Origin of the sequence: Brevundimonas sp. TSRC1-1, assembly GCF_049898245.1 — a bacterium.
In the GTDB taxonomy this organism is placed as follows: domain Bacteria; phylum Pseudomonadota; class Alphaproteobacteria; order Caulobacterales; family Caulobacteraceae; genus Brevundimonas; species Brevundimonas mediterranea_A.
In genome coordinates this window covers 523,506-535,641 of the sequence record NZ_JAFCXI010000003.1, presented here as the reverse complement: position 1 = coordinate 535,641, position 12,136 = coordinate 523,506, and the positions used below count along the sequence as shown (strand labels likewise).

11 protein-coding genes and 1 riboswitch are annotated in these 12,136 nt (G+C 67.9%); of the genes, 8 read left to right on the top strand and 3 right to left on the bottom strand.

Translation table 11 applies throughout. The features are described from left to right. Nucleotides 1–96 precede the first annotated feature (96 nt). Nucleotides 97–771 carry a pyridoxamine 5'-phosphate oxidase gene (gene pdxH, locus ACP7CK_RS12640; protein WP_035307197.1) on the top strand — a complete coding sequence of 225 codons (675 nt, stop codon included), beginning with the start codon at nt 97–99 and terminating at the stop codon, nt 769–771. Nucleotides 772–848: 77 nt separating this feature from the next. Continuing rightward, nucleotides 849–2,444 (top strand): carboxylesterase/lipase family protein, encoded by a 1,596-nt coding sequence (locus tag ACP7CK_RS12635; protein WP_426026211.1) that lies wholly within the window; start codon nt 849–851, stop codon nt 2,442–2,444. Here the strand turns inward: ACP7CK_RS12635 and ACP7CK_RS12630 are convergent, their stop codons facing one another. Continuing rightward, nucleotides 2,445–3,500: a L,D-transpeptidase family protein gene (locus ACP7CK_RS12630; RefSeq protein ID WP_426026210.1), complete on the bottom strand. Its 1,056-nt coding sequence runs from the start codon at nt 3,498–3,500 to the stop codon at nt 2,445–2,447. It lies immediately after the preceding gene. Nucleotides 3,501–3,546: 46 nt separating this feature from the next. Further along, nucleotides 3,547–3,708, bottom strand: coding sequence for a hypothetical protein (locus ACP7CK_RS12625; protein WP_008259259.1), 162 nt, complete (start codon nt 3,706–3,708; stop codon nt 3,547–3,549). Nucleotides 3,709–3,881: 173 nt separating this feature from the next. Between ACP7CK_RS12625 and ACP7CK_RS12620 the strand changes: the two genes are divergently transcribed. From ACP7CK_RS12620 to ACP7CK_RS12610, 3 genes are all read left to right on the top strand, one after another. Beyond that, entirely contained in the window at nt 3,882–5,042 is a 1,161-nt protein-coding gene (locus ACP7CK_RS12620; RefSeq protein ID WP_426026209.1) for a GNAT family N-acetyltransferase, read from the top strand. 10 nt (nt 5,043–5,052) lie between these two features. Next, nucleotides 5,053–5,967, top strand: a complete 915-nt coding sequence (locus tag ACP7CK_RS12615) for a transcriptional regulator (RefSeq protein WP_426026208.1) — start codon at nt 5,053–5,055, stop codon at nt 5,965–5,967. A gap of 84 nt (nt 5,968–6,051) precedes the next feature. Further along, a complete protein-coding gene (locus tag ACP7CK_RS12610; RefSeq protein ID WP_426026207.1) occupies nt 6,052–6,942 on the top strand; it encodes a GIN domain-containing protein in 891 nt (296 codons plus the stop codon). Nucleotides 6,943–7,082: 140 nt separating this feature from the next. Here the strand turns inward: ACP7CK_RS12610 and ACP7CK_RS12605 are convergent, their stop codons facing one another. Continuing rightward, nucleotides 7,083–7,835 carry a porin gene (locus tag ACP7CK_RS12605; protein WP_426026206.1) on the bottom strand — a complete coding sequence of 251 codons (753 nt, stop codon included), beginning with the start codon at nt 7,833–7,835 and terminating at the stop codon, nt 7,083–7,085. A gap of 252 nt (nt 7,836–8,087) precedes the next feature. Further along, nucleotides 8,088–8,290: riboswitch (cobalamin riboswitch) on the top strand. A gap of 110 nt (nt 8,291–8,400) precedes the next feature. On the opposite strand from ACP7CK_RS12605, the gene metE reads away from it, so the two are divergent. From metE to rpsJ, 3 genes are all read left to right on the top strand, one after another. Then, nucleotides 8,401–10,758, top strand: a complete 2,358-nt coding sequence (gene metE / locus ACP7CK_RS12600; protein WP_426026205.1) for a 5-methyltetrahydropteroyltriglutamate--homocysteine S-methyltransferase — start codon at nt 8,401–8,403, stop codon at nt 10,756–10,758. Then, nucleotides 10,755–11,522, top strand: coding sequence for an acyl-CoA thioesterase (locus ACP7CK_RS12595; protein ID WP_292148859.1), 768 nt, complete (start codon nt 10,755–10,757; stop codon nt 11,520–11,522). The genes metE and ACP7CK_RS12595 overlap by 4 nt, the downstream gene beginning before the upstream one ends. Nucleotides 11,523–11,818: 296 nt before the next feature. Then, nucleotides 11,819–12,124 (top strand): 30S ribosomal protein S10, encoded by a 306-nt coding sequence (rpsJ, locus tag ACP7CK_RS12590; RefSeq protein ID WP_003164367.1) that lies wholly within the window; start codon nt 11,819–11,821, stop codon nt 12,122–12,124. Nucleotides 12,125–12,136 lie beyond the last annotated feature (12 nt).

The window sequence follows — 12,136 nt, the reverse complement described above, 5'->3', positions numbered from 1 at the left end:
TCATGTCGGGCTACCGCGCCTCGCGCTCCTTGAGCCCGGGGGGCCGTTTTGATCCCGATCATTTCCACCGCCTCTGTCCCGCGCTAAGTCAGGCGCATGACCCCCCCCGTGATCCCGCCCAGCCCGTCGCGCGAAGAGTACGCGCGCGACTATGCCGCCGCTCTTGCCGCCAATGGCGACGAGACGATCTTTGACCGGGTCGAGCCCATCGGCCTGTTCGTCGAATGGCTGGCCGAGGCGGGGGCGCACGAGGTCAATGATTCCAACGCCATGACCCTGTCCACGGTGGACGCCGACGGCATGCCCGACGCCCGGATCGTCCTGCTGAAGGATGTGGATGGGCGCGGCTTCACCTTCTATTCGAACCGCGAGAGCGCCAAGGGTCTGGAGTTGGACGCCCGTCCGGTGGCCGCCCTGACCTTCCACTGGAAGTCGTTGCGGCGTCAGGTGCGGGTGCGCGGCCAGGTGCAGCCGGTCAGCAAGGAAGAGGCCGACGCCTATTTCGCCAGCCGCGCCCGCGAGAGCCGGGTCGGGGCCTGGGCCTCGGACCAGTCTCGTCCGCTGGACACGCGTGCGACGCTGGAAGGCGCCGTGGCGCGCGAGACCGCCCGGTTCGAGGGTGACGAGGTGCCGCGCCCCGAACGCTGGACCGGCTGGCGTGTGACGCCGCAAAGCGTCGAATTCTGGCGCGACCGTCCATTCCGCCTGCATGACCGGCTGCGCTTCACGCGCGACGGCGACGCCTGGAGCCGCGAACGCCTCTGGCCTTGATGTCGCGGCCGTTCGGCGCGAACGAAACGCTCTGGCTTCGGCCGCGTTAAGCTCGCTCGTCTCGGCCAAGGGTCTTCATGCGTTTTCTGTCGCTTCTGTTTGCGTCCCTGCTGCTTGCGGCCTGCGCCACCCATCCCGGCAAGGTCGATCAGGTCCGGTTCGCCAGCGATGCCCGGTCCGTGCTGGCGGCGACACAGGCCGGGACGGTGCGAGGCGTTCAGGGCGCGGGGGTTCGCGCCTTTCTGGGCGTGCCCTTCGCCCGTCCGCCGGTCGGCGATCTGCGCTGGCGCGCGCCGCAGCCGGTCCAGGCCTGGACCGGCGTGCGCGATGCGACCCGGCCGGGATCGGACTGCACCCAGGCCATTGGGCGCAAGGCCATTCTGGGCGGGGGCGGCGGCCTCGTCGTGGGGGGCGAGGACTGTCTGTATCTGAACATCTATGCGCCCGCCGGATACGCCGCCGAGCTGCGGCCGGTGATGGTCTATATTCCCGGGGGCGCCTTCACTGTCGGCTCGGGCGTCAACTATGATCCGTCGAAACTTGCTGCCGATCAGGATCGGGTGGTCGTCACCCTGAACTACCGCCTGGGCGCCCTGGGCTGGCTGGCCCATCCGAAATTCCAGGCGGAGAGCGAAGGCTTCGGCGGCAATTTCGGCCTGATGGACCAGCAGGCGGCCCTGCAATGGGTGAATCGGAACATCGCGGCCTTCGGCGGCGATCCGGCCAATGTGACCCTGTTCGCCGAGAGCGCAGGGGCATGGACGGCCTGCTACCTGATGGCCTCGCCCAAATCCGAGGGCCTGTACCAGCGGGTCATCATGCAAAGCGGCGGATGTCTGGAGCCGTCGTCCCTGGTCAGCGCGGAGGAGGCGGCCAGGACCGGGCCGATTTTTGCGGAAAACCTGGGGTGTGGCGGCCCCGATCAGATCGACTGTCTGAAGTCCCTTCCGGCCTGGCGGTTGGCGCGCGCGCCGTCCCTGCGGGCCGGGATCAATGGGCCCGGATCCTGGGGACCGGTTCATACCGACGCGACCGTGCCGGAAAGCCCGGCCCTGGCGATCCATGAGGGCCGCTTCACCCGCGTGCCGGTCATCGTCGGCACGAACCTGGACGAGGGGCGGCTGTTCGCCAACGAGGTCAAGGATATGGATCGCTACCAGAAGGAGACGATCTGGATGTACGGCGATGTCGGCCCGCGCGTGCTGGACCGTTATCCGGTCGGTCCTGAGGGGCCGGCCTACGCCATCGCTGCGAACTTCACCGACCAGAGGTTCGCCTGTCCGTCCCAGGCCCTGCGCCGTCAGTTGTCCCGCTATGTGCCGGTCTGGGGCTATGAGTTCGCGGATCGCGGCGCGCCCTTCGTCCTGCCGGACTGGCTGGTCGGCCTCGACCTGGGCGCCTATCACGCCAGCGAACTGGCCTATGTGTTTGGGACCAGTTGGGTCTTCACCGATGTGAAGCGGTTCACACCCCTACAGAAGGCCCTGTCCGACCGGATACAGCGGCTGTGGGCCGGCTTCGGCCAGGGCGACTTCGGCCCCGAATGGCCCCGCGTCGAGGGTGCGGGGCCGGTGCGGGTGTTCACGGCCCAGGGCGACCGACTGGATAGGGACTTCTTCGGCCGCCACCACTGCGACTTCTGGGACGGAACGCCTTTCGGCGCGGTTCAGTAGTCAGACGAACCGCACGGTCACGCCGGGCTTGACCTTGTCGGCCAGCATCCAGGCGTCCCAGTTCGTCAGGCGGACGCAGCCGTGCGAGGCGGTCTTGCCGACCAGATGCGGGTCGGGCGTGCCGTGGATGCCGTAGCTGGGTTTGTTCAGATCGATCCAGACCACGCCGACCGGATTGTTCGGTCCCGGCTGAACCACGACCTTGCGGCTCCCTTCGCCAAAGCTCAGCTTGGACGGGTCGTAGGTATAGTTCGGATTGCGGGCGACGCCGTTGACCTTGACCGTGCCGGTGGGCGTCGGATTGTCGCCGCTGCCGATGGTGGCCGGGAAATAGGCGATCAGCTTGCCGTCGGCGGCGAAGGCCTTGACCGACCCCTCGGCCTTGTTGACGTCGATATGGTCCACCTCGGCGGGCAGGGGCTTGGTGTTCACCGCCGGAACCAGCAGGGGCTGACCGACACGGTTGAAGTCTGCGCCCGGATTCATCGCCCTCAGCAGGCCCTCGGTCACGTGGAAACGTTCGGCCAGGGCTTCGACGATATTGGCGTATCCCATGGCGGCCGCCTCGCCCTGGGCTTCCAGATCAGTCGGAACCACGCCGACATAGGGGCCGGCCACGTCCTCCTGGGTGATCCGATAGGTCGAGGTCACGGCGCCGATCCCCACGGCGCGAAGCCGGCCCATGATGTCGGCGTCCAGTTCGCCGGTGACGGGCAGACCCTGCGCCTCCTGGAAGGCCGAGATCGCCTGACGCATGTTCGAGCCGGCCAGTCCGTCGATGGCGCCGGGCGAAAACCGCGCCCGTTCCAGCAAAATCTGGGCGCGGATCAGGGCCGGTTCCGGTTGAGCCGGATTTTGCGCCGTCGTCTGGGGCGCGTCGGGCGCAGGGGGCGAATAGGCGCTGTTCTCGATGGCGTCGCGCGACAGGGGGCCTGACTGCCCGACTTCGGCGGCGGGGGACGTCGCCGCATCTCGGTCATTGTCGGCGGGCGGGGAACAGGCGGCCAAGGTCAGGACGGCGAGACTGGAGGCGAGGCAGGCGAAACGGCGGTTCATTCGGGAGCTTTCGGAGGCGACAGACAAGGGCGTGGTGGCGTCGGGTTCAGTTCTCCTCGCCCGTCGCAGGATCGGTCGCGGTCTCGCCCGAGTTGCTGGAGCCTTCCGAGCCCTTGGGTTCGGTCGCGGGGCGCGGCGGTTCGCCGTCGTGGTCCGGACGCAGGTTTTCGTTCTCTACGTTGCGATTGTCGGGGCGTGCGTCTGTCATGGGGGTCTCCTGGCGGAGCAGGCCTCCGCAGGATGGCAACGCGCGCGGGCCGGCGGGGCTCCCGGCTGTGGCGATATCACCCCGTTCACCATGACGATGAACCATACCGAAACGGGCCATGGCGCATGGTTTCTGGAATGGACCTTGCTCCCAAGGGTCGCATGAGGACGCGCATGGCCGAAACGCTGCAGGTCGAGATCATGAGCGCGGCGGCGATGGACGCCGCCGCGATCGCCCTGTGGCGCGACTGGACGACGACCAATCCGGCCCTGACCAGTCCCTATTTCCGCTGGGACTATACGCAGATCGCCGCCCGCGTCTGTCCGGGCGCGGCCGTGGCCGTGTTTCGGCGCGGGGGGCGGATCGTCGGCTTCTTCCCGCATCAGAAACGCGGCGGATCGGTGCAGCCGCTGGGTGCGCCGATGAACGACTATCATGGCGTGATCGCCGCCGAGGGCGAGACCATCACGCTGGAACAGGTGGCGCACCTGCTTCATGCACGCCGGTTGAACGTCCCCGGCTGGATCGGCGCGGCCGAGACCGGCCAGGCGCGTGAGACCGTTCAGGTCGCCATGCCGGACGCCGGCTTCGACGCCTGGTACGCCGAGCGCCGCGTGACCTTCGGCAAATATTTCAAGGACAAGGAACGGGCCCGTCGCAGCCTGGAGGCCGAGCTGGGCCCCGTTCGGGTCGAACGCGGCCTGCGCGACCCCGCCCTGCTGGACCAGTTGATCGATCTGAAGGCGGCCCAGTATCGCCGGTCGGGCCTGCACGACATTTTCGCCTGCGGCTGGACGCGCGACCTGCTCCACGCCCTGATGGCGGACCCCCGGCCGGACTTCGGGGCCTCGATAGCGGCCATGCATGCGGGGGACAAGCTGGTGGCGATCGAGTTCTCGCTACACGCGGGTCGGCATTATCATTTCTGGTTCCCGGTCTATGAACCCAGCCTGGCGCGTTGCTCGCCGGGGATATTGCTGAGCATGGACACGATGCGGCTGGCCTCGGCCGAGGGTTTCCGGGTCTTCGACTTCGGGTTCGAGGGCGAGAGCTACAAGAAGTATTTCGTCAACGCCCGGCAGACGGTGCGCGAGGCGGTGGTGATGCGGCCCGGCCTGACCCAGGCCCTGGGCGACGCAGCGGTAGGCGTGCTGGACAAGGCGGGCGGCCGGGGCGAGGCGCTGCGGGCGTCGCTGCGCCGTCGCTGGTCCACCATCGAGGCCTGCGAGGCCTCGCCGGTCGGGCGGCTGCGCGGCGCGGCCGTCGCGGTTCGATCCGCCGTCAGCAAGGCCGCCGCCCGCAGGAAGACGCCCACGCGCGTCGCCCATGTCTGAGGATAGGATCATGAGCGGCCGCCGCACCCGCTATCCCGGCCCCATCGCCGAGGCCAATACCCATCCGCACAGCCTGGTGGAACAGGGCTTCGCCGAGGATGCGGCCCTGGCCGCCGTGCTGGACCGCTATCCGGCCGAACTGTTCGACATCAACCTGTACGACTACGACGACGCGGGCCAGGTCAGCCTGCGCACCGGCGCGCGGGGGCGGCTGTCGGGCGAGGATCTCCTGGAGGCGATCAAACAGGGCCGGCTCTGGGTCAATCTGCGCGGGGTCGAGACGGCCTGGCCCGAATTGTGGGCGGCGGCGATGAAGGATTTCGCCGCGATCCAGGCGACCTATCCGGGTCTGCGGGCTGTGCGGAACGCGGGCCAGCTGATCCTGTCCTCGCCCAAGGCGCGGGTGCCCTATCATTTCGATGCGGCGGGGGTGGTTCTGTTCCACCTGCGCGGGCGCAAGAGGCTGTTCGTCTATCCGGGCGACGAGCGGCATCTGCCCGAGCGCAGCATGGAACAGGTCGTCGCGCGCCAGACGACGGAGGAACTGCCCTATGATCTGGCGTTCGAGAACGACGCCCAGATCATGGATCTGGAGCCCGGCCGCGCCCTGACCTGGCCCCTGTATGCGCCGCATCGTGTGGAGAACCTGGACCGGTTCTGCGTCAGCCTGTCGATGGATTTCCAGACCTGGCCGTCGCGGTTCAGAAACGGCGCACTGTTCACCAACGCCGTGATCCGCAGCCGGGGCGGCGAGCCGCGCCTCACCGACGGCATGGCGGCGCCGGAGTTGGCGGCGCGCTGGGTCGCGTCGCTCGCTTTGAAGCGGGCCGGGGCGATGAAGAGCCGGATCGCGACCTTCGAGCGCGACTTCCAGCCCGAGGTCGGGGCTGCGGACGGCGCGGGCGCCTTGAACGCCACCCGTTAATTCGAGTTCATGACCTCGAGTTAAAATGACTCGCGGGTCGCCAGCGCGCACCTTTTCCTCATATCCGGGAAAGGGAACGCCTCCATGAAAACCGCTCTGATCGCCGCCGCCGCCGTCGCCGCCCTGACGGGGTTGGCCGCCGCCGCGCCCGCATCGGCCGGCGAAGTCGAGATCCGCAACGCCGTGGCGCGCGTGGTCGTCATCGTCGAGGACCGCCAGGACATCGCCGTCGAGGTGACACAGGGCCGGTCACGGCTGCCGGCCGTACAGGTGCGGCGCAACGGCCGTGACGTGGAGATCGACGGCGGGCTCCGCCGCAATGGCCTCTGGGGGCGTGGCGACGGCATACGCAACTGCAACTCGGGCCGCGCAGACGCAGCCCAGCCCGGCCAGGGCGCGACGGTCGAGGTGCGCGATCTGGGCCGCATCCGGCTGGAGGACGCGCCCCTGATCATCCTGCGCACGCCGCGGAACGTGGATGTCAGCGCCGGCGGCGCCGTGTTCGGCGCCGTGGGACGCGGCGCGCGCTCGGTCGAACTGAACAGCGGCGGCTGCGGCGGCTGGACCATCGCCAATGTGGACGGCGACCTTGAGCTGGGCGTCGGCGGTTCGGGGTCGATCCGCGCCGGGACGTCGCGGACGCTGGACGCCAGCGTCGGCGGTTCAGGCTCGGTTTCGGCCGGCGGCACCGGCGACCTCAAGGTCGCCGTCGGCGGCTCGGGCAATGTGGAGGTCGCCAGCGCTAATGGTCAGGGCGACATCTCCATCGGCGGCTCGGGCGGGGTGAACGTCCGCCAGGGTCGGTTGGACAAGCTGTCGGTCGCCATCGGCGGGTCCGGCGACGTCCGCTACGGCGGAACGACCCGCGACCTCAGCGTCGCCATCGCCGGCTCGGGGAACGTCCGCGTCGCCGCCGCCACAGGCTCAGTGTCCCGCACCGTCGTCGGATCAGGGACGCTTCATATCGGGCGTTAAGACCCGTATCTCGCCGCGAGAGGAAAGGCCCCCGGTCGTGGAACCCTGGGGGCCTTTTTCGTGCGTCGATCCGGACATGAAAAAAGCCCCGGCGGATCGCTCCGCCGGGGCTCTTCTCATCCCGTGAGGGAGGCCGTTGCTTACAGGCCGCCCAGGACGCTCGTGATCGACGAGACGTTCAGGCCGGCGCCGGCGCGGTCACGCGCTTGCAGACCGCCGCCGAAGCTGTAGCGCAGGCCCAGCGACCAGGTGTCGACGTCGATCGAGTCGACGTCGGCGCGGGTGTAGGCGGCGCCGACCGAGAACGGGGTGTTCTCGATTTCGTACTCGGCGCCCACGCCATAGGTCCAGGCGTCCACGTCGCCGCCGGCCACGTCCACGTTGTTGTAGCTGACGCCGGCGTTCAGGCGCAGGTTCGGCATGACGTAGAAGGCGGCGTCGCCGCCGACGGTCCAGATGTCGGCGTCGCTGTCGTCAGACGTGGTGTAAGCGACCAGGCCGGTCAGGGTCGCGTTGGACAGGTACTTCTGGGCTTCGGCGCCGACGGTCCAGACGGGATCGTTGCCCGAACCGATGTCGTTGGCGGCGACGAAGGCGCCGGCGCGGACGTCCGAGGTCCACATCTTGGTCAGGTGAGCGGCGGCGACGCCGGTGACGTCTTCTTCACCGAAGGCCTTGGTGTAGTCGACGGCGCCGTTCAGGGTCACGGTCCAGTCGGCGGCCGGCAGGGCGACCGTGCCGTCCACGGTCCAGACGTCGGCGTCGACGTCATCGCCGGCGACTTCGATCGACGGGTTGGAGTAGGTCACGCCGACCGAACCGATGGCGTTCTGGGCGAAGGCCGGGGCGGCGAACAGGGTGGCGGCGGCCGAGGCGAGGAGGATCGTCTTCATTTTCTTTTGTCCTTAGCAGTCTGTGCCCGGGTGGAGGCCCGGGGAGGGCGGCTGCTACCAGCCGGCGCGAGAAGCTGAGCAATAAACCGTCGTTACATAAGTGTCTTGAAACTGACATGTGTCTCATCCGCCACGCCTTGTGGTCGAAATGTGTCGCTCGCGCGCGTTTCCTGCGGCAAGGGGTTAACGGGCCGAAATCATATAATCATATAAACATATCCTTATATATATTGACGGCTGCGCTTCATTGCGGTCATGTGCCCGGGTCGTGGTCTGCACGCGGTCTTCGGGGCGCGTGGAGCTAAGAGGGAAGCCGGTGTGAAACCGGCGCTGCCCCCGCAACTGTAAGCGGCGAGTCGAGGGTCCATCTCGTGTCACTGGCGTTCGCGCCGGGAAGGCCGGATCCGAGGCGTCGACCCGTGAGCCAGGAGACCTGCCCCGACAGATAACGTCCTCCGGCGGGGTGTCCGGTCAGGCCGCATGCGCGCCGCCGGACCCTGCACGTCCGCGTCGGCGTCGATGCGCCCCTGTCCGAAACCTAGCCACAACACAGGTTTCGAACGTCATGACCCGCCACACTGTCCAGGTCGCCACCCTCGGCTTTCCCCGCATCGGCCCCAAGCGCGAGCTGAAGACCGCGCTTGAGGCCTATTGGGCCGGCAAGATCAATGGGGACGCCCTGCTGTCCACCGCCGCCGAGCTGCGCGCCCTGACCTGGGCGCGCCAGCGCGATCTGGGCGCCGACATCGTGCCGTCGAACGACTTCTCTCTTTATGATCAGGTGCTGGACCTGACCGCCATGGTCGGGGCCGTGCCCGCCGCCTATGGCTGGAGCGGGGATCGGGTCGATCTGGCGACCTATTTCGCCATGGCCAGAGGGTCTGGAGCGCCGGGGTCTCGCGGCGGCGACAGTCCGGTCTGCGAACAGGGTCATGTCCACGGCGGCGGTGAGGGCGCGCCGGCGATGGAGATGACCAAATGGTTCGACACCAACTACCACTATCTCGCGCCTGAGTTCACGGCGGATCAGGTCTTCCGGCTGGGCTCGACCAAGGCGCTGGACGAGTATCTGGAAGCCAGGGGGCAGGGGATCGACACTCGACCGGTGCTGCTGGGGCCGGTCAGCTATCTGCTGCTGGGCAAGACGCGCGGGGCCGACTTCGACGTCCTCAGCCTGCTGCCTCGCCTGCTGCCGGTCTATGCCGAGGTGTTGCGGTCGCTGGCGCGCGCGGGCGCGACCTGGGTGCAGATGGACGAACCCTGCCTGGTCACGGACCTGAGCGACGAGGCCAAGGCTGCCTATGATCACGCCTATCGCGTGCTGGCCGATGTGACGCCGCCGATCAAGCTGATGTTGACCCCCTATTTCGGGGCGCTGGGCGACAATCTGCATACGGCGTTGAAGCTGCCGGTGCATGGCCTGCATCTCGACCTGATCCGCGCCTCGGAGCAACTGGCCCCGGTCGCTTCGGACATGCGTCCCGATCAGGTGCTGTCGCTGGGCGTCATCGACGGCCGCAATGTGTGGAAGGCCGATCTGAACGCCGTATTGGACCGGGTCGAGCCCCTGGTCGCCTCGGGCCGCCGGGTGGTGCTGGCGCCGTCCTGCTCGCTGCTCCACACCCCCATCGATCTGGAGCGTGAGACGGCCCTGGAGCCGGAGATCAGGAACTGGCTGGCCTTCGCCGTGCAGAAGGTGGCCGAACTGGCGACCCTGGCCCGCGCCCTGAACCAGGGCCGCGATGCGGTGAAGGCCGAACTGGACGCCTCGACCGCCGCCGTCGCCTCGCGCCGCACTTCGCCGCGCATCAATGATCCGAAGGTCCAGGCGCGCGCCGCGGACGCCGACCCCGCCCTGTCGAACCGCACCTCCAGCTTCGAGATCCGGCGCACGGTGCAGCAGCGGCGGCTGAACCTGCCCGCCTATCCGACCACCACCATCGGCTCCTTCCCCCAGACGGCCGAGGTTCGAAAGGCGCGCGCCGATCACGGCAAGGGCGTCATCGACGACGCCGCCTACGCCGCCTTCCTGCGCGAAGAGACGGCGCGGACGGTGAAATGGCAGGAAGACCTGGGTCTGGACGTGCTGGTCCACGGCGAGTTCGAGCGCAACGACATGGTCCAGTATTTCGGCGAGCAGTTGTCCGGCTTCGTCTTCACCAAGGCCGCCTGGGTCCAGTCCTATGGCTCGCGCTGCGTGCGGCCGCCGATCATCTATGGCGACGTGTCGCGGCCCAGACCGATGACGGTGGAATGGTGGCGTTACGCCCAGGGCCTGACCGAGCGGCCGATGAAGGGGATGCTGACCGGCCCGGTGACGATCCTGAACTGGTCCTTCGTGCGCGACGACCAGCCGCGCAGCGAGACCTGCCGCCAGATCGCCTTCGCCATCCGTGACGAGGTGATCGATCTGGAAACCGCCGGCGCCGTCGTGATCCAGATCGACGAGGCGGCCCTGCGCGAGGGCCTGCCGCTGCGCCGCGCCGACTGGGCGGCCTATCTGGACTGGGCGGTCGAGTGTTTCCGCATCACCGCCTCGGGCGTGCGGGACGAAACCCAGATCCACACCCACATGTGCTATTCCGAGTTCAACGATATCATCCAGTCCATCGGGGCCATGGACGCCGACGTCATCTCCATCGAGACCTCGCGGTCCAGGATGGAGCTGCTCGACGCCTTCTCCGACTATCGCTATCCGGCCGAGATCGGGCCGGGCGTCTATGACATCCACTCGCCGCGCGTGCCGTCGGTGGATGAGATGGCGGCCCTGTTGACGGCGGCGGCGGGCAAGCTGCCGGTGGACCGGCTGTGGGTGAACCCGGACTGCGGCCTGAAGACCCGCGGTTGGGCCGAGACCGAGGCGGCGCTGACCAATATGGTCTCGGCCGCGAAGGCCGCGCGCCTGGAGGCCGTAGGGGGATGAGCGTCACGCTTATAGACATGGTGTTCCCCGGCGACGCCAACCACCACGGCACATTGTTCGGCGGCGTCGGTCTGGCGCACCTGGACAAGGTCGCCTTCCTGGCCGCCGCGCGTCATGCGCGGCGGCACACGGTCACGGCCGGCTGCGAGCGGATCGACTTCGCCGCACCCGCCCGGATCGGCGAAATGGTCGAGGCGACGGGTCGGGTGGCGCGCGTGGGCCGAACCTCCATGGGGGTCGAGGTCGAACTGTGGGCCGAGGCGCCGGTCAGCGGCGAGCGCCGCCTGTGTACGCGCGGCGTGTTCAACATGGTGGCGCCCCGCGAAGCGGGGCAGGGCGACCTGCCGCCGGTTCCGGACAAGGGGGAGGAGCCGGGGGACGGCTGGCTGCGGACGGCGGAGATGGTCTTCCCGACCTGGACCAACCACTATGGCACCCTCTACGGCGGCGACGCCCTGAAGCTGATGGGCAAGGCCGCCTTCATCTGCGCCACGCGACGGGCCAGGGGCGTCATGGTCATGGCGGCGTCGAACCGCATCGACTTCTCGTCGCCTATAAGAGAAGGAGACATGATCGAACTGGCGTCGCGCGTCACGCGGGTCGGCCGCTCCTCCGTCGCCATAGAGGTGGAGCTGTGGGCGGAGGCGCTGTTGACCGGCGAACGACGGCGGTCGGCCGTGGCCGAATTCGTCATGGTGGCGGTCGATGAGGCGGGGCGATCTGCGCCGATTTCGAAGCCTGCGGCGACGCTGGAACCGGCCTGACGGAATCCTGTCGCCGCCACGGTTTCGCCGCTTGACGAAAATGGAATCGGTAGGCATAAGCCCCACTCTTGTTGGACCGGCTGTGCATCCCCGGATGCAGACGCGGTTCGCAGGAACGACCTGAGACCCTGTTCTTTGCAGTGACCCAGGACTTTAGCGGCCTTCGCAGGCGACTGCGTGGGCCGATCGTTTTTGCGGATTTGCGTTCCCTGAGGGCTCTATGCCCGAAGGCCTTCGGTCTTTGAAATGGTTCACAGGGACGCGGTCCTCCGACCGCATTGGAAGTAAGCACCGATATGGATCAAAGCATCCGCATCAGGCTCAAGGCCTTTGATCACCGCGTCCTCGATTTCTCGACGCGCGAGATCGTCAATACAGCCAAGCGCACCGGCGCGACCGTTCGCGGTCCGATTCCGCTGCCGACCCTGATCGAGAAGTTCACCGTGAACCGCTCTCCGCACGTCGATAAGAAGTCGCGTGAGCAGTTTGAAATCCGCACGCACAAACGCGTGCTCGACATCGTCGACCCCACCCCGCAGACCGTGGACGCGCTCATGAAGCTCGACCTGTCCGCCGGTGTGGACGTCGAGATCAAGATTTAAAGTAGAAAGAGG

What these genes read in the sequence shown, in the direction of transcription:
- ACP7CK_RS12610 (WP_426026207.1), top strand. Translation starts at nt 6,052, where the DNA reads ATGAAAACCGCTCTGATCGCCGCCGCCGCCGTCGCCGCCCTGACGGGG.
- ACP7CK_RS12620 (WP_426026209.1), top strand. Translation starts at nt 3,882, where the DNA reads ATGGCCGAAACGCTGCAGGTCGAGATCATGAGCGCGGCGGCGATGGAC.
- rpsJ (WP_003164367.1), top strand. Translation starts at nt 11,819, where the DNA reads ATGGATCAAAGCATCCGCATCAGGCTCAAGGCCTTTGATCACCGCGTC.
- ACP7CK_RS12605 (WP_426026206.1), bottom strand. Translation starts at nt 7,835, where the DNA reads ATGAAGACGATCCTCCTCGCCTCGGCCGCCGCCACCCTGTTCGCCGCC.
- ACP7CK_RS12595 (WP_292148859.1), top strand. Translation starts at nt 10,755, where the DNA reads ATGAGCGTCACGCTTATAGACATGGTGTTCCCCGGCGACGCCAACCAC.
- ACP7CK_RS12615 (WP_426026208.1), top strand. Translation starts at nt 5,053, where the DNA reads ATGAGCGGCCGCCGCACCCGCTATCCCGGCCCCATCGCCGAGGCCAAT.
- ACP7CK_RS12625 (WP_008259259.1), bottom strand. Translation starts at nt 3,708, where the DNA reads ATGACAGACGCACGCCCCGACAATCGCAACGTAGAGAACGAAAACCTG.
- ACP7CK_RS12630 (WP_426026210.1), bottom strand. Translation starts at nt 3,500, where the DNA reads ATGAACCGCCGTTTCGCCTGCCTCGCCTCCAGTCTCGCCGTCCTGACC.
- ACP7CK_RS12635 (WP_426026211.1), top strand. Translation starts at nt 849, where the DNA reads ATGCGTTTTCTGTCGCTTCTGTTTGCGTCCCTGCTGCTTGCGGCCTGC.
- pdxH (WP_035307197.1), top strand. Translation starts at nt 97, where the DNA reads ATGACCCCCCCCGTGATCCCGCCCAGCCCGTCGCGCGAAGAGTACGCG.
- metE (WP_426026205.1), top strand. Translation starts at nt 8,401, where the DNA reads ATGACCCGCCACACTGTCCAGGTCGCCACCCTCGGCTTTCCCCGCATC.